Below are 17,412 nucleotides of genomic sequence, written 5' to 3'. Positions count from 1 at the left end.
CATACTTCGAGCAGCAGGTGCGTTGGCTGCGAGCGCTCACCCGAATCACTTACCGATGTAAGCTCATCGGGACTCTTGCTCGTGCCGCCTTCCTGAAACTCGAATTATTTAGGGTATAAATTTTATACGAAAAGGCGCAGCACGCTGCGCCCTTAACAAGTCACGCCGAATAATGAAATTACTTGTTCTTTTTCTCGTTCAACGCGCGAATGCGTGAAGAGAGCGAGAACAGGCGGATAAAGCCGCCCGCGTGGCTGTGATCGTAAACCTCATCTTCGCCAAAGGTCGCAAACTCTTCAGAGTACAGGCTGTTGGCGGATTTCTTCTGAATCGCCGTCACCTGGCCTTTGTACAGCTGCAGCACCACTTCGCCGTTCACTTCTTCGGCCAGCGCTTCTGCAGAGGCCTGCAGAGAACGACGCAGCGGAGCAAACCAGCGGCCGTCGTACACCACGTAGGACATTTCCAGACCCAACTGCTCACGCCATTTGAAGCTGTCGCGATCCAGAACCAGTTGCTCAACGCCGCGCAGTGCCGCCACCATGATGGTGCCGCCCGGAGTTTCGTAGCAACCGCGAGATTTGATGCCTACCAGACGGTTTTCCACGATGTCGATCCGGCCCACGCCATGTTTGGCGCCCAGCACGTTCAGGGTTTCCAGACATTTGTATGGGCTCAAGGCTTCACCGTTAACCGCCACAACGCGGCCTTTTTCTACGGTGATGGTCACTTGCTCAGGCTGGTCCGGCGCTTCCTGCGGATCTACGGTCCAAACCCAGCAGTCTTTGTTCGGGGCATTCCACGGGCTTTCCAGCACGCCGCCTTCGGTAGAGATATGCCAGGCGTTTTCGTCGCGGCTGTAGATTTTTTCCAGCGACGCCGTCGTTGGGATATTGCGCTCTTTCAGGTAATCCAGCAGCGCTTCACGGGAACGCAGGTTCCACTCACGCCAAGGCGCAACCACTTTCAGGTGTGGCGCCAGCGCGGTGTAGGTGGTTTCGAAACGCACCTGGTCATTGCCTTTGCCGGTTGCACCGTGGCACAGCGCATCAGCGCCGACCTTCAACGCCAGCTCAACCTGCGCTTTAGCGATAATCGGGCGCGCCATTGAAGTGCCCAACAGGTAGCTGCCTTCATACAGCGCACCGGTCTGCAGAACCGGATAAACGTAATCGCGGATGAATTCTTCACGCAGATCAACCACGTGACACTCAGAGGCACCGGATTGCAGGGCTTTTTGCTCCACGCCTTCCAGATCGCTGCGCTCCTGGCCGATATCCGCCACGAACGCCACCACTTCGCAGCCGCCGTAGTTTTCTTTCAGCCAAGGAATGATGGCCGAAGTATCCAGGCCGCCAGAGTACGCCAGAACGATTTTTTTGATGCCTTGGTTTTGCATGGTCTTTTCCTTTTTAATTCTAAATTTAAGCGAGGATCCGGGTGCCAATCGACACGCCGTTAAACAGAGCTGGAAGCTGATCGGCATGGCGCCAGCTGGCGATATCCACCGGCCGGCCAAGGGTGCGGGCCGCGTCGAGCGCCGCATTCACCTTCACCACCATACCATCGGTGATGATGCCTTGGGCAATCAGTTGTTCCGCTTTTTGTGCCGTCATTTCTGCAATGCGTTGCCCTTTCCCGTCGAGAATGCCACTGACATCCGACAGCAGGATCAAATCCGCACCCAGCGTGGCGGCCAGGGCCGTCGCCGCCTGATCGGCGTTCACATTCATTAATTCCCCTTCGGCGGTGATGCCGATAGAGCTGATCACCGGCAGGTAGCCGGCACCCAGCAGGGTATTGAGCAGCACCGGTGAACCCGGCTGTGCGTTGCCTACGTGGCCCAGCGCCGGATCGAGTTGGGTCACGGAAACGCTGCCGCCGTCCGCCAGGCTCAGGCCCACCGCATTGATCCGGTGCTTGATGGCCCACGCCAGCAGGGTCTTGTTGGCAGTACCGGCCAGCGCGCCGGTAATGATGTCGATCTGGTCAGCAGGGGTCACCCGCAGGCCGTTTTTCTTCACCACCGGCAGAGAAAGTTGTTTCATCAACTCATCCACCAGGCAACCGCCGCCGTGAACGATAACCAGCGGGCGCTGATGCTGCTGACGGTAGCTGTCCAGGGCGGTGAATAAACGCTCCAGCGCCTCTTCACTGTCTAATAACACGCCACCTAACTTGATAATTAACGGATTCATCGCTGTTTACATCCCACGCTGGTTATTCATTAAAGTAATGACTGGGTTTCCGGGAACCCAAAACGGATATTCAGGCATTGCACCGCCTGAGCGGCCGCGCCTTTCAACAGGTTGTCTTCCGCCGCTACGGCGATCAGGTGTTCGCCCTGAACGGCAAAGCCGATATCGCAGAACGGCAGGCCCACCACCGCTTTCAATGCCGGCACGCCTTTGTCGTACAGCCGCACCAGCGGTTTGTCGTCATAGGCGGCGTGATAGGCAGCGGCCACGTCCTGCGCGGTAACGCCGGCTTTCAAGCGGCAGGTGATGGTTTCGAGAATACCACGCGGGAAGTTACCCAAATGTGGCGTGAAGATGACCGGTACACCCAGATGCGCAACGATTTCCGGGTGATGACGGTGGTTGAAGATGCCGTACGGCTGCAAGCTTACTTCACAGAAACTGGTGGTCACGCTGGCTTTGCGGCCCGCGCCGCTGACGCCGCTGGTGGCGTTGATGACCGGCCATTGGTCAGGGTTCAGCAACTGTTGGTCGATCAAGGGTTTCAGCGCCAGCTGCGCCGCCGTCGGGTAGCAGCCAGGTACGGCGATCAGTTGCGCCTGTTTGATTTTTTCGCTCTGCCACTCCGCCAGGCCATACACCGCCTGATCCAGCAGCTCAGGATGCTGATGCTCGAAACCGTAGTACTGGGTATAGAAACCGGCGTCTTTCACGCGGAACGCACCGGACAGATCGAACACCACACAGCCCGCAGCCAGGAACAAAGGCGCGATATCGTGACTGACCTCGTGCGCCGTGGCCAGGAACACCACGTCGATGCCATCGGCGGCGGCAGCCACGTCAACCAGCGGTTGTAACGGCAGATCGACGATGCCTTTTAACTGGGGATGCAAATCAGAAAGCAATTTTCCTGCATCTGCACTTTGCGCTGAAACCGCTAATGCGGTTATGTTCATATGTGGGTGACGATTCAGGTAAGCCGTGAGCTCCGCTCCGGCGTAACCGCTGGCACCAACGATCAGCGTATTCAACATGTGGCCTTTCACCTTCTTGGCTTACGAGTGGTCGTATTCGACTCAGGTAACCGGGCTCACCAGCGTTGTTTCGCCGTTCACCCACGTGGTCGAGCGTTGATGTTTTTATAATCATCCGGGAATCGGGTTCCCTTACGCTCTAGCTTACTGTATTTTTATTCAAAATAAATGCATGAATATTGATACTACCCTAACCAAAGGCTGTCAACAGTGAAGATGAAATTACCTCCATTTATTGAGCTGTACCGGGCGTTGATCGCCACTCCGTCGATCAGTGCCACCGATGGCGCCCTCGATCAGAGTAATGAAGCGTTAATCAACTTGCTGGCCGGATGGTTTGCCGATTTGGGCTTTCGCGTCGACGTACAGCCGGTGCCCGATACCCGCAACAAATTCAACCTGCTCGCCAGCATCGGCGAAGGCAGCGGCGGCCTGCTTTTGGCGGGCCACACCGACACCGTACCTTATGACGAAGGCCGCTGGACGCGCGATCCCTTCACCCTGACCGAACACGACAATAAGCTGTACGGTCTGGGCACTGCGGACATGAAAGGCTTCTTTGCCTTTATTCTGGATGCCGTGCGCGACATCGATGCCGGCAAACTGACCAAGCCGCTGTATATTCTGGCCACCGCAGATGAAGAAACGACGATGGCCGGCGCACGTTATTTCGCCGCCTCGACCGCCATCCGCCCGGATTTCGCCATTATCGGCGAGCCCACCTCACTGCAACCGGTGCGCGCGCACAAAGGGCATATGGCCAACGCCATCCGCATTGTCGGCCAGTCCGGCCACTCGAGCGACCCGGCGCGCGGCGTCAACGCCATCGATTTGATGCACGAAACCATTGGCCGCCTGATGGAACTGCGCAAAACGTTGCAGGAGCGCTACAACAATCCGGCATTCGCCGTGCCTTATCCGACGATGAACTTCGGCCATATCAGCGGCGGCGATGCAGCCAACCGCATCTGCGCCTGTTGTGAATTGCACCTGGATATTCGCCCGCTGCCGGGCATGACGCTCGACAATATCAACGAGCTGATGCACCAGACGCTGGAGCCGGTCAGCCAGCGCTGGCCGGGCCGCCTGAACATTGAGGAACTGCATGCCTCGGTCCCGGGCTACGAGTGCCCGACCGATCATCATATGGTGGCAGTGATTGAGAAACTGCTGGGCACCCGCACTCAGGTGGTCAACTACTGCACCGAAGCACCGTTCGTCCAGCAGGTGTGCCCGACGCTGGTGCTTGGCCCGGGGTCAATCAACCAGGCGCACCAGCCGGATGAATACATCGATACGGCGTTTATCGAGCCGACGCGCAAGCTGCTGGGCCAGTTGGTCGAGCACTTTTGCCATCAATAAACCTGACACAAGGTAGGGGTAATGATTTATCATCGCCCTACCTATTAAGAAGTACCAAAACAATATAATAAGCCAGACTGATAACCGGCGCGCCGTAATTAAATTTCAGAAAAGGCGCCGATTTTGATGTTTTTTTGCTAAAAATAGTGTCAATTGACGATTGGACAGGAACGTGGCGAGATGAAACAGGCGCTCTTCGCCTGACACGTGAAATTTACTTACAAGATAAAAAATCATACAGAACTGGGCCAGGGGTTATATGAACGAACAATATTCGGCAATGCGAAGTAATGTCAGTATGCTCGGCAAATTGCTCGGCGATACCATCAAAGATGCGCTGGGCGAGCATATTCTCGATCGCGTTGAAACTATCCGTAAGCTTTCCAAATCTTCACGTGCCGGTAACGAGGCGCACCGTCAGGAGCTGCTTTCCACCTTGCAGAACCTGTCCAACGACGAGTTGCTGCCGGTCGCGCGCGCCTTCAGCCAGTTCCTTAATCTGACCAACGTCGCCGAGCAGTACCACAGCATTTCGCCCAATGGCGAAGCCGCCAGCAATCCCGAAGCGCTGGCCCAGCTGTTCACCCGGCTGAAAGACAAAAAGCTCAGCACCAAAGAGCTGCAAAATGCGGTCTCTCAGCTCTCCATCGAGCTGGTGCTGACGGCGCATCCGACGGAAATCACCCGCCGCACCCTGATCCACAAGCTGGTTGAGGTCAACACCTGTCTGAGCCAACTCGATCATAACGATCTGGCCGATTACGAGCGCAACAAGATCATGCGCCGCCTGCGCCAGCTGGTTGCCCAGTCATGGCACACCGACGAGATCCGTAAAAACCGCCCTTCGCCTATCGACGAAGCCAAGTGGGGCTTTGCGGTGGTGGAAAACAGCCTGTGGGAAGGGGTGCCTGCCTTCCTGCGCGAATTCAACGAGCAGTTGGAAAACTCCATCGATTACAGCCTGCCGGCGGAAGCCGTGCCGGTGCGTTTCACCTCCTGGATGGGCGGTGACCGCGACGGTAACCCGAACGTGACCGCCGAAATCACCCGTCACGTGCTGCTGCTCAGCCGCTGGAAAGCCTGCGACCTGTTCACCCGCGATATCCAGGTGTTGGTGTCCGAGCTGTCGATGACCGAATGTACCCCGGAATTGCGCGCCCTCGCCGGTGGCGACGAAGTGCAGGAACCGTACCGCGAAATCATGAAACAGCTGCGCGGCCAGTTGATGCGCTCTCAAGCCTATCTGGAAGGCCGCCTGAAAGGCGAACGCGTGCTGAAGCCGAACGACCTGCTGGTAAGCAACGATCAGCTGTGGGAACCTTTGTTCGCCTGTTATCAGTCGCTGCAGGCCTGCGGCATGAGCATCATTGCCAACGGTCAGTTGCTGGATACCCTGCGCCGCGTTCGCTGCTTTGGCGTGCCGCTGGTGCGTATCGACGTCCGTCAGGAAAGCAACCGCCATACCGAAGCCATCGCCGAACTGACCCGTTATCTGGGCCTCGGCGACTACGAAAGCTGGTCAGAAGCCGACAAACAAGCATTCCTGATCCGCGAACTGAACTCCAAACGCCCGCTGGTGCCGTTGAAGTGGGAACCGAGCGCCGATACCCAGGAAGTGCTGGAAACCTGCCGCGTGATCGCCGAAGCGCCGCAAGGCTCCATCGCCGCCTACGTCATCTCCATGGCACGCACCCCTTCTGACGTGCTGGCGGTCCATCTGCTGCTGAAAGAAGCCGGTTGCCCGTTTGCGCTGCCGGTCGCGCCGCTGTTCGAAACCCTCGACGACCTGAACAACGCCGACGACGTTATGACCCAGTTGCTGAATATCGACTGGTATCGCGGCTTTATCCAGGGCAAGCAGATGGTGATGATCGGCTATTCCGACTCGGCGAAAGATGCCGGGGTGATGGCCGCTTCCTGGGCGCAGTACCGCGCGCAAGATGCCTTGATCAAAACCTGTGAAAAGGCCGGAGTGGCGTTAACGCTGTTCCACGGCCGTGGCGGTTCGATTGGTCGCGGCGGCGCGCCTGCGCATGCGGCACTGCTGTCGCAGCCACCGGGCAGCCTGAAAGGTGGCCTGCGCGTGACCGAACAGGGTGAGATGATTCGCTTCAAATTTGGCCTGCCGGAAGTAGCCATCAGCAGCCTGGCGCTGTATGCCGGCGCGGTTCTGGAAGCCAACCTGTTGCCGCCGCCGGAGCCGAAGAAAGAATGGCGTTCGCTGATGGACGACCTGTCGGAGACATCGTGCAAAATGTACCGCGGCTACGTGCGCGAGAATCCGGACTTCGTGCCTTACTTCCGCGCCGCAACGCCGGAACTGGAACTGGGTAAACTGCCGCTGGGTTCACGCCCGGCCAAGCGCAAGCCAAACGGCGGCGTAGAAAGCCTGCGCGCTATTCCGTGGATCTTCGCCTGGACGCAGAACCGCCTGATGCTGCCGGCCTGGCTGGGCGCTGGCGCAGGTTTGCAGGAAGCGGTGAAAGCCGGCAAACAGAATCAGTTGGAGGCCATGTGCCGCGACTGGCCGTTCTTCTCTACCCGCATCGCCATGCTGGAAATGGTCTTCGCCAAGGCCGACCTGTGGCTGGCGGAATACTACGATCAGCGCCTGGTCGACAAATCGCTGTGGCCGCTGGGCCAGCAGCTGCGCGATCAGCTCGAAAGCGACATCAAGGTCGTGTTGACCATCGCCAATGACGCTCACCTGATGGAAGATCTGCCGTGGATCGCCGAATCCATCGCGCTGCGCAACGTGTATACCGATCCGCTGAACGTGCTGCAGGCAGAACTGCTGCACCGCTCGCGCCAGCAGGAACATCCTGATACCCGCGTTGAACAGGCATTGATGGTCACCATTGCCGGCGTCGCCGCCGGCATGCGCAACACCGGCTAGGTTGCGCGTCAAAGCACGGCTCCTGTAAACAGGAGCCGTTTTTCTATGTGTCGCTGACGGGCGCGGAGGTGCGCGATGGCGTTATCCCTCTCGGACTGGTTTGTTGCCAACGATATCGAGTGCTCGCGCCTGACGGCGATCAATGCCTCCTTCCCCCGTCACACCCACGATGAATACGTGATCAGCGCCAATTTGAGCGGTACCGAACAGATTTGGCTGGACGGCAAAACCTCGCTGGTACGCGGTGGCGAAATCACCGTTTACAACCCGGCCAGCATTCAGTCCTCGCAATTTGGCAGTGAGAAAGTCGAATTCTGCAGCGTGCATTTGCCGCAATCACTTTTGCGCAGGCTGGCCAACAACCATAACCTGAGTTCCGATCGCCAGGCGCCGGTGCTGACCGAAGGTGTGCTGCGCAACCCGGCGTTGTTCGACGCCATTTGCCGCTATGCCTGCACTGCGCACGACGCCGTTGAACAGGAGCAAAATCTGCTGTGGCTGCTGGGTACCCTGCTGGACGATCGCACAGCGGATCACCCGCAACCGACGGAAACCGTCGGCCGGGCGCTGGAATTCATGCGTGACAACCTGACGCTGAAAATCAGCCTGGACACGTTGGCCCAGGTCAGCGGCATGAGTAAATATCATTTTGTCCGGCTGTTCCGGCAACGCGTCGGCATGCCGCCGCTGCAATATCACATGCAGCTGCGGCTGCTGGAGGCGCGTAACCTGTTGCGGCAGAATCAACACACGCTGGACGTGGCGCTGGCCTTGGGTTTTTACGATCAAAGCCATTTTATTAACGCTTTTCGCAAAACGATGGGCATCACGCCGCATCACTATCTGCAATCCTTCACCCGCTAAATAAACTCACGGTAGCCCGACACCACCACGTACAGCGCGAAGTAGCCAAAAATCACCGCCGAAGCAAAGTAAGAATATTTCAGCAGGCGTGCCCCCAGCATTTTGCCGCCCAGACTGCCAACGGAACAAAGCACCGCCGTCCACACCACGCCGGCAATAAAAAAGCCGGAGAGGAACCACGACGTTGCCGCCGGCCCCCCCTGACCCATACGTGAAATCAGCGCACCGCCCACCGCCGCAAACCACAGGATCGCCGTAGGAGATGACATAGCCAGCACCACGCCGCGCAGAAAGTTGCGCGGCACCGAGCGTGGCGTCTCCGGCTCAGCCACCGCCAGCTCAGTCGTCCTGGCGAAGGCCGCGCGCAGCATTTTGTAAGCGAACCACAGCAGCATCATTGAACCGCCGATCCACAGTACCCAGCGGACACCTTGGTATTGCAACAGCACCGCCATGCCCGCCAGCGCCAGCACCGCATAAATCAGGTCACCCACGCAGGTACCGATCCCCAGCCAGAAGCCATGAAAATAACCGCGTTGCATCGCCAGCGTGATCATGGCGATATTGGCGATACCAATATCCAGACAAAGCGACAAACTGAGTAAAAAACCATTGGAAAACGGCATCATGGTGACGAGCTCTTTTCATGGGGATGATGCGTCATCTCACCATGCCGCTAAAGAGGGGTATTGGAAGAAATTGCGCCCAACAAAAAGGGCGCTGTTTTTACGCAGCGCCCCTCCCGATAGCGAATGGATTATGCTGCGGCCGGGCGCACACCCAGCGTATGACAGATGGCATAGCTCATCTCGGCGCGGTTCAGCGTATAGAAGTGGAAATCTTTCACCCCCTCACGGCTGAGGATCTTCACCATGTCCATCGCGATATTGGCGCCGACCATTTTGCGGGTTTCAGCGTCGTCGTCCAACCCTTCAAACATGCTGGTCATCCAGCTCGGTACGCGTACGTTGGTCATGGTGGCGAAACGCTGCAGTTGCTTGAAGTTGGATACCGGCAAAATGCCCGGCACGATTTCTACATCAATACCGGTGGCGACACAGCGATCGCGGAAACGCAGATAGCTTTCCACGTCGAAGAAAAACTGGGTGATCGCGCGGTTGGCGCCGGCATCGATTTTACGCTTCAGGTTAATCAGATCCGCCTGCGGGCTTTTCGCCTCCGGATGCACTTCAGGGTAGGCGGCAACGGAGATATCGAAATCGCCGACTTCTTTCAGCAACTTAACCAAATCGGTCGCGTACATGTCCGGCTTGCCGCCACCCGGAGGCAAATCGCCGCGCAGCGCCACGATATGACGAATGCCGTTGTTCCAATAATCGGTGGCGATTTCACGCAACTGCGCCGGGCTGGCGTCGATGCAGGTCAGGTGTGGAGCCGCATCCAGACCGGTGCGGTCCTTGATCCCTTTGATGATGCTGTGGGTGCGATCGCGCTCGCCGGAGTTAGCGCCATAGGTCACAGAGACAAATTTAGGTTTCAGGCTGCTCAGACGATCAATGGACTGCCACAGGGTATCTTCCATCTCGCTGGTGCGCGGCGGGAAAAACTCAAACGATACGTTAATCTGGCCGTTTAATTCCGCCAGACTCTGATTCAGCGCTTCCCGCTGGTTTGCGTGAAAAAAACTCATACCCTGTCCGCCTCTTATCGATCGCTGTTTTGCATTTTGCTTTATTTTAATAAGCGTCTATACGTTTAGACGTCTAAATAGAAAATGCCGTATGTTGGCTAAAGAGTCAACAGGAAACTGGGGGAATAAGATGATTAATCCTCACCCGCAAAGAGAAAGAATTTCATGTTCGAAACAAGATGAATTATGGCAGGAAAAACGAGGGGCGCAGTGAACCCGCGCCCGCAAGAAAATTAAAGCAGTTGCGCCAAACGGTTAAGGTCTGACTGGATCGCCCCGGCCGTGACGTCGCGGCCGGCACCCGGCCCACGGATCACCAAGGGGTTATCGCGGTACCAGCGGCTTTCGATAGCAAACACGTTGTCGCACGGCAACAGCGCCGCCAGCGGGTGCTCAGGACGCACCGCCTCTACCCCGACACGCGCCTTGCCGTTGGCATCGAAGCGCGCCACGTGCCGCAGCACCAGCCCCATTTCGCTGGCAGCCTCAAAACGCTGCAGCATCTGTTGGTTCAGCGCATCGCCGTTCTCGAAGAACTGATCGACAGAGCCCTGCTCGGCACCGGCAGGCACCAGCGACTCTACCCGCACCTGATTCGGTTCGATGTCATAGCCCGCTTCGCGCGCCAGAATGACCAGCTTGCGCATTACGTCCTGGCCGGAGAGATCGACGCGCGGATCCGGTTCTGTCAGCCCCTGCTGCCAGGCCTGATCCACCAGTTCGGTGAACGGCACCGTGCCGTCGAACTGCAGGAACAACCAGGAAAGCGTACCGGAGAAGATACCGCTGATCGCCAGAATGCTGTCGCCGCTGTCGCGCAAATCACGCACCGTATGGTTGACAGGCAGGCCCGCGCCAACGGTAGCGTTATACAACCAATGGCGGCCGGTTTTGGCGAAGGCATCGCGGATTTGGCGGTAGTTATCACCGCACGACGCGCCCGCCAGCTTGTTGGCGCTAATCACGTGGAAACCGTAGCTGGCAAAGTCCAGATACTGCTCGGCCAGATTTTCACTGGCGGTAACGTCAAGCACCACCAGATCGTCGAACGGGTGCGCACGCATCCACAGGAACAGAGACTCTTCGTCCAACTCCTGTGCTTCGTCCTCGAAGAATGCCAGCGCACGGCTGGCGTCCAGCCCGTCGTAATCCAGCAGGCTGCGGCGGCTGTCCACCACCCCGGCCAGAGTGAATTCAAAACCGCTGCGGGCGGAAATATTTTTCTGCTCGCGGGCAAACAGTTCCAGCCAGCGTGCGCCAATGTTGCCTTTGCCGAACAGCACCAGACCGATGCGTTTTTCAGCGCGGAACAATGACTGGTGCAAGCCCTGAATCAGCAAGGCAGTCGGCCCCTGACGCAGCACCGCCACCAGGCTGATGCCGTCTTCCGCCTGCCAGATAAACTCAACCGGCTGGTCTTTCAACTGTTGGTAAAAACGATGGCTGTGCAGCGGGTTTTTGCAAACCCCCGCCCCCACCAGCGCCACCAGCGCCAGCCCTTCGCGCAGTTTCAGTTCCCCCGGCAGCCCGGCATCCTGCAAGGTACGCAGCACGCTGTTCACCACTTCCGAGGTGTAGCACAGCTGAACCAGGTTGCGGTCCGGATGAATGCCGACGGCCAAGGGTTTGATCTGCGCGCGCTTCAGCACCAGATCCAGATCTTTCTGCGCCAGCTTGAAATCATGCTGGCTGGCGACGCGCAGCTCAATCAGGCACACGTCATCATGGCTGGTGACAATCTTGGCGCCCGTACCGGAAGCCAGCACGCGCTCGATGCGCGTTGAACCCTGTTCCGGCTGGTAACTGCATCGCAGTTGGAGATCGATATCGCTGCCGGAAACCGGCTGCAAGGTGCGGGTATGCAGCACCGGTGCCGCCAGACGCGCCAGTTCGCTGGCTTCATCCAACCGCAGCAGCGGCAGCAGGCAGGCATCTTTCACTTTACGTGGGTCGGCGCTGTACACCCCGGCCACGTCGCTCCAGATGGTCACGCGCTCCACGCCGGCCAAAGCGCCGACCTGGGTCGCGGAATAGTCACTGCCGTTACGCCCCAACAGCACGGTTTCACCGGCGTCGTTGCGTGAAATAAAACCGGTCACCACCAGGCGTTTGCCTGGGTGCTGAGCCAGCAATTGTTGCAGTAGCGGGTAAGAACGGCCTTCATCAACCTGCGGCTGAGCGGAGCGTTCCGTACGCAGGAAATCGCGCGCATCCAGCCAGGCCGCCTGCATATCCAACTTGTTCAGTACCGCAGCCATCAGCCGCGCCGACCAGATTTCGCCGTGGCCGACGACCTCGGCATAAGTCACGTCGTCAATCTTGTCATCCAGCAAGACCGCCAGACGCTCCAGATCCTGAATAAATTCGGCGATCAGCGGTTCGGCGGTTTCCGGCGGCAATAAACCGCCGATCAATTCACTGTGATAACGGCGCAGCGTCTGCTGAACCTGATGCGCAGAAAGGCGATCGCTCTGGCTGAGCTTCAGCCAGTTAATCAGTTGGTTGGTGGTGCTGCCGGCAGCCGACACCACCATCATATCGCCCGGCTGGCTGTATTCGGCCATGATCCCGGCCACACGCAGATAACACTTCACGTCCGCCAGGCTGCTGCCGCCAAACTTGTGCAGTTGACGCCCGCTCACCGGCCCTGCTACCGCAATTGCATTCATGCTTACCTCGTTGCCGCCGCCTGGAAAGCACGTTCCAGATCGGCAATCAAATCTTCGCTGTCTTCAATACCCACGGAAATACGCAGCAGGCTCTCGGAGATACCGGCCGCCGCACGTGCTTCCGCTGCCATACCGGCATGGGTCATGGTCGCTGCATGCGAAATCAGGCTTTCTACGCCCCCTAAGGATTCTGCCAGAGTAAACAGCTCAAGGGCAGAGAGGAAACGGCGAAGAAGCGCCTCATCACCATCCAGTTCAAAACTGAGCATCGCGCCAAAGCCGCGTTGCTGGCGGCGCGCAATCTCGTGCCCTGGGTTCTGTGGCAGAGAAGGATGATACAGCTTTTTCACCAGCGGTTGCTGCTGTAAATAACTGACAATCGCTTCGGCGTTTTGTTGCGCCGCCTTGATGCGTGGCGACAGGGTGCGCATGCCGCGCAACAGCAAATAGCTGTCGAACGCGCCGCCGGTAACGCCGATATTATTGGCCCACCAAGCCAGCTCCACCGCCAGATCCTTATCTTTGGCGATCACCGCGCCGGCCACCACATCGGAATGGCCGTTGAGGTATTTGGTGCAGGAGTGAACCACCAGATCGGCTCCCAATCCAATCGGCTGCTGCAGCGCCGGGCTGAGGAAGGTGTTATCCACTACCGTCAGCGCGCCTGCCGCATGCGCCGCCTCGCAAATCGCCGCAATGTCCACCACGCGCAAAAGCGGGTTGCTCGGGCTTTCTATCAGCACCAGTTTTGGCTTTTGCGCCAACGCCTGTGCCAACGCCTCTTCATTACCCTGATCGACAAACAGCACGCGGTAAGCGCCTCGCTTGCTCAGGCTGTCGAAAAGACGGTAGCTGCCACCATAACAATCGTGCGGCGCCACCAGCAGATCGCCGGGTTTCAGGAACACGGTGGTCACCAGATGGATCGCCGACATACCGCTACTGGTCATTACCGCACCGGCGCCGCCTTCCAGCTCCGCCAGCGCACGTTGCACCACATCGCGCGTAGGGTTGCCGCGGCGTGAGTAGTCATGCGCGCGAGGCTGGTTGAAATCGGTGAAATTATAGGTGCTGGAAAGATGGATCGGCGGGACAACGCAGCCGTACTGTTCGTCATCGTTCAGGCCGCTACGTACGGCAATCGTGGCTGGTTTACGCGTCATAGGGTCGCTCGGCTCTCAGGATTCGGATGAATGAGGGCTAAAGATTAATCGCAGCAGAGATGGACGTCAATACATCTGGACATCTAAACTTCTTTGCGTATAGATTGAGCAAAGCGGTAATACCCGCTAAAATTATGCCGGTTTGATATGACGATACGATGTTAACGCGAAATGCATAGGCGACACCTATTGATCCTGAGTATACAGTGACCCTGGTCGCGTAAAATTGACATTTATTTAGTGAGAACAGTGAAGATCGGGCATAATTGGCCGGTTTTTAGAATTTTGTAATTTTTCTGACAAATTTAAGGTGTCCCATGGCTGAGTGGAACGGCGAGTATGTCAGCCCTTACGCTGAACACGGTAAAAAAAGCGAGCAAGTAAAAAAAATCACGGTATCCATTCCGCTGAAGGTCCTGAAAATCCTCACCGATGAGCGGACTCGTCGCCAGGTCAATAACCTGCGCCACGCCACCAACAGCGAATTGCTGTGCGAAGCATTCCTGCATGCTTTTACCGGCCAGCCGCTGCCGAACGATGAAGACCTGCGCAAAGAACGCAGCGATGAAATCCCGGAAGCCGCAAAAGTGCTGATGCGTGAATTGGGTGTGGATCCCGATACCTGGGAATACTAACCAGTCGGCCTGCGAAAGCAGGCGGCAGAAATGAAAAAAGGCGCCGAAGGCGCCTTTTTCATCTGACGGTAAGAAATATTATTTCTTAGCGCCTGGTACGCTGAAACGCTTGTTGAAGCGGTCAACGCGGCCACCGGTAGCAACGTCACGCTGCTTGCCAGTGTAGAACGGGTGGCATTGACCACAAACGTCCAGGTTCAGATCGTGACCCACGGTAGAGCGGATTTTGATCACGTTACCGCAAGAGCAGTTAGCAGTAACTTCTTCGTATTTTGGGTGGATACCTTGTTTCATGGGAAACCTCAGTTAAGGCCGTGTCGCTATCCAGCCCTGTTTCGCCAGACACCACACGTGGTTGATAATATATTTTGGTATCGGATTATACCAAAGGCGGCAAACTATACAGAAATTCAATGTAGCGCGCAATTGGAACCGTACATTTTGCGGCCCGCAGTGTAAACTACCCGACACTTTTTCCATCTGGATGGCCGCCACATGCCCGTTGTACACGTTGCTTTACCGGTTCCCCTCGCCCGCACCTTCGACTATCTGCTGCCGCAAGGCTTGCAGCCGGTAGCCGGCGCGCGCGTTTGCGTACCCTGGGGTAAGCAACGGGCAATCGGCATCGTCACCGGCAGCAGCGACACCAGCGAACTGCCGCTGGATAAGCTTAAGCCCATCGACAGCATCATCGACAACGCCTCCCTGTTCTCCCCCAGCCTGTGGCGCATTCTTCGCTGGGCCAGCGACTATTATCATTATCCTATCGGCGAAGTGCTGTTCCACGCGCTGCCGATCCTGCTAAGGCAAGGCAAACCGGCGGAAGCCGCGCCGCTGTGGCAATGGTTCGCCACTGAACAGGGCCGCGCCACGCCGCCGGAAAGCCTGAAACGCGCCCCCAAACAACAGCAGGCACTGGCCGCGCTGCTGCAACGCCCGGTGTATCGCCACCAGGTCAGCGAACTTGAACTGACCGAGAGCGCGCTGCAGGCATTGCGCGCCAAAGGGCTGATCGACTTACGGGCTCAGACTTTGGCGACGCAGGACTGGCGACCGGGTTTTGAAGTGCTCGGCGAACGGCTGCGGCTGAATACCGAGCAGGCCACCGCCGTGGGTGCGATCCGCAGCGAAGACGATCAGTTTGCCGCCTGGTTGCTGGCCGGGGTCACCGGCTCCGGCAAGACAGAAGTCTATCTCAGCGTGCTGGAAAACATTCTGGCCATGGGCAAACAGGCGCTGGTGCTGGTGCCGGAAATCGGCCTGACGCCGCAAACTATCGCCCGCTTTCGCGAGCGCTTCAATGCGCCGGTAGACGTACTGCACTCCGGCCTCAACGACAGCGAACGGCTGGCGGTATGGCTGCGCGCCCGCAGCGGCGAAGCGGCGATCGTCATAGGTACCCGCTCTGCGCTATTTACCCCGTTCTCACGCCTGGGCGTGATCATTCTCGACGAAGAGCACGACAGCTCCTATAAACAGCAGGAAGGCTGGCGCTACCACGCACGCGATCTGGCGGTGTTCCGCGCCCGGGAAGAGAACATCCCGATGGTCATGGGTTCCGCCACACCGGCGCTGGAAACGCTGCACAACGTGCAACTGGGTAAATACCGTCAACTCAAGCTCACCCAGCGCGCGGGCAACGCCAAACCGGCGGCGCAGCACCTGATCGACCTGAAAGGCCTGCCGCTGAAGGTGGGTCTGTCGCAGCCTTTGCTGAAAAGCATGCAGCACCACCTGAAAGCCGGCAATCAGGTGATGTTATTCCTTAACCGCCGCGGCTATGCGCCGGCGTTGTTGTGCCACGAGTGCGGCTGGATTGCCGAATGCCAACGCTGCGATCATTACTACACCTTCCATCAGAATCATCGCCAACTGCGCTGCCACCACTGCGACAGCCAGCGGCCGGTACCGCACCAGTGCCCGCAATGCGGTTCAACGCACCTGGTCTCGGTCGGCGTCGGTACCGAGCAATTGGAAAACGAACTGGCGCCGCTGTTCCCGGAAACGCCGATCACCCGTATTGACCGAGACACCACCAGCCGCAAGGGCTCGCTCGAGCAGCATCTGGCGGATATTCACCGTGGTGGCTCACGCATATTGATCGGCACCCAGATGTTGGCAAAAGGTCACCATTTCCCGGACGTGACGCTAGTCGCCCTGCTGGACGTCGACGGCGCGCTGTTTTCGGCTGATTTCCGTTCCGCTGAACGCTTTGCCCAACTGTATACCCAGGTCTCCGGCCGTGCAGGCCGCGCCGGCAAACAGGGTGAAGTCCTTTTGCAGACTCACCACCCGGAACACCCGCTGCTGCAAATTCTGTTGCAGCAGGGCTACGAGGCCTTTTCCAAACAGACGCTGGCGGAACGCAACAGCGTATTCCTGCCGCCCTACACCAGCCATATCATCGTGCGTTCGGAAGATCACGATAACCAACAGGCGCCGCTGTTCCTGCAGCAGCTGCGCAACCTGCTGGAAGCCAGCCCGCTGAAAGACGACTCGTTGTGGGTCATGGGGCCCGTCCCGGCATTGCAGTCAAAACGCGGCGGCCGCTTCCGTTGGCAACTGCTGTTGCAGCACCCTTCGCGACGCGTGCTGCAACAGTTGATGAAAAGCTCGTTGCCGTTGATCGGTACACTGCCACAGGCACGTAAGGTGAAATGGACGCTGGACGTCGATCCGATAGATAGCTGAACCCGGAAAAGTCTGATTCAGTTCAGGCAAGGCAAACGTTTACCCTTGAAATTGCGAGCGAACGCTAAAAAACCTTCCCGGGTCACACTTTTTATGCAAATTAGGTAACAAAGGCGGGACATATTCTGTTTAGAATGTCTGCCAAGGCAATTTTGGCACCTAAAGTAGCACCGTGACAGAATGTTCGAATGCGGATGGCGCTAAATGATAACAACACCACCGTACGCCAAAATTTGTGAGCAAACTGCA

Annotated in this window: 13 protein-coding genes; 5 read left to right on the top strand and 8 right to left on the bottom strand. The window is 57.8% G+C overall.

Features of this window, described 5'->3' with window-relative positions; all coding sequences use genetic code 11:
* Window positions 1–178 precede the first annotated feature (178 nt).
* The 3 genes from ACUTSW_RS24365 to argC are packed head-to-tail and all read right to left on the bottom strand — an operon-like array spanning window position 179 to window position 3,232.
* Entirely contained in the window at window positions 179–1,399 is a 1,221-nt protein-coding gene (locus ACUTSW_RS24365) for an argininosuccinate synthase (protein ID WP_004953146.1), read from the bottom strand.
* A 25-nt stretch (window positions 1,400–1,424) separates the two neighbouring features.
* On the bottom strand, window positions 1,425–2,198 hold the full coding sequence (gene argB / locus ACUTSW_RS24360) for an acetylglutamate kinase (protein ID WP_004953149.1): 774 nt from the start codon (window positions 2,196–2,198) through the stop codon (window positions 1,425–1,427).
* 29 nt (window positions 2,199–2,227) lie between these two features.
* On the bottom strand, window positions 2,228–3,232 hold the full coding sequence (argC, locus tag ACUTSW_RS24355) for an N-acetyl-gamma-glutamyl-phosphate reductase (RefSeq protein ID WP_013814986.1): 1,005 nt from the start codon (window positions 3,230–3,232) through the stop codon (window positions 2,228–2,230).
* A gap of 216 nt (window positions 3,233–3,448) precedes the next feature.
* On the opposite strand from argC, the gene argE reads away from it, so the two are divergent.
* The 3 genes from argE (at window position 3,449) to ACUTSW_RS24340 (ending at window position 8,354) form a co-directional block, all read left to right on the top strand.
* Entirely contained in the window at window positions 3,449–4,594 is a 1,146-nt protein-coding gene (argE, locus tag ACUTSW_RS24350) for an acetylornithine deacetylase (RefSeq protein ID WP_004953157.1), read from the top strand.
* Window positions 4,595–4,853: 259 nt separating this feature from the next.
* Window positions 4,854–7,490, top strand: coding sequence for a phosphoenolpyruvate carboxylase (gene ppc / locus ACUTSW_RS24345; RefSeq protein WP_004953159.1), 2,637 nt, complete (start codon window positions 4,854–4,856; stop codon window positions 7,488–7,490).
* A gap of 75 nt (window positions 7,491–7,565) precedes the next feature.
* Window positions 7,566–8,354 (top strand): helix-turn-helix domain-containing protein, encoded by a 789-nt coding sequence (locus ACUTSW_RS24340; protein WP_445585536.1) that lies wholly within the window; start codon window positions 7,566–7,568, stop codon window positions 8,352–8,354.
* On the opposite strand, the gene ACUTSW_RS24335 is transcribed toward ACUTSW_RS24340, so the two are convergent.
* From ACUTSW_RS24335 to metB, 4 genes are all read right to left on the bottom strand, one after another.
* Window positions 8,351–8,983, bottom strand: a complete 633-nt coding sequence (locus ACUTSW_RS24335; RefSeq protein WP_445585535.1) for a LysE family transporter — start codon at window positions 8,981–8,983, stop codon at window positions 8,351–8,353. The genes ACUTSW_RS24340 and ACUTSW_RS24335 overlap by 4 nt on opposite strands.
* A 128-nt stretch (window positions 8,984–9,111) precedes the next feature.
* On the bottom strand, window positions 9,112–10,005 hold the full coding sequence (metF, locus tag ACUTSW_RS24330; RefSeq protein WP_062869046.1) for a methylenetetrahydrofolate reductase: 894 nt from the start codon (window positions 10,003–10,005) through the stop codon (window positions 9,112–9,114).
* Between the two features lie 233 nt (window positions 10,006–10,238).
* Entirely contained in the window at window positions 10,239–12,674 is a 2,436-nt protein-coding gene (locus tag ACUTSW_RS24325) for a bifunctional aspartate kinase/homoserine dehydrogenase II (RefSeq protein WP_004953170.1), read from the bottom strand.
* A gap of 2 nt (window positions 12,675–12,676) precedes the next feature.
* Window positions 12,677–13,837 (bottom strand): cystathionine gamma-synthase, encoded by a 1,161-nt coding sequence (metB, locus tag ACUTSW_RS24320; protein ID WP_062869047.1) that lies wholly within the window; start codon window positions 13,835–13,837, stop codon window positions 12,677–12,679.
* Window positions 13,838–14,154: 317 nt separating this feature from the next.
* On the opposite strand from metB, the gene metJ reads away from it, so the two are divergent.
* The gene (metJ, locus tag ACUTSW_RS24315) at window positions 14,155–14,472 is read left to right on the top strand and encodes a met regulon transcriptional regulator MetJ (protein ID WP_006317756.1); all 318 of its coding nucleotides are present in this window, start codon (window positions 14,155–14,157) and stop codon (window positions 14,470–14,472) included.
* A gap of 78 nt (window positions 14,473–14,550) precedes the next feature.
* On the opposite strand, the gene rpmE is transcribed toward metJ, so the two are convergent.
* Window positions 14,551–14,766: a 50S ribosomal protein L31 gene (rpmE, locus tag ACUTSW_RS24310; RefSeq protein WP_004953176.1), complete on the bottom strand. Its 216-nt coding sequence runs from the start codon at window positions 14,764–14,766 to the stop codon at window positions 14,551–14,553.
* 201 nt (window positions 14,767–14,967) lie between these two features.
* Between rpmE and priA the strand changes: the two genes are divergently transcribed.
* The gene (gene priA / locus ACUTSW_RS24305) at window positions 14,968–17,163 is read left to right on the top strand and encodes a primosomal protein N' (RefSeq protein WP_445585534.1); all 2,196 of its coding nucleotides are present in this window, start codon (window positions 14,968–14,970) and stop codon (window positions 17,161–17,163) included.
* Window positions 17,164–17,412: the final 249 nt, after the last annotated feature.

Source organism: Serratia sp. TSA_198.1 (assembly GCF_052686505.1).
The sequence above is the reverse complement of the archived record's forward strand: the minus strand, read 5'-3'. Positions and strand labels throughout refer to the sequence as shown.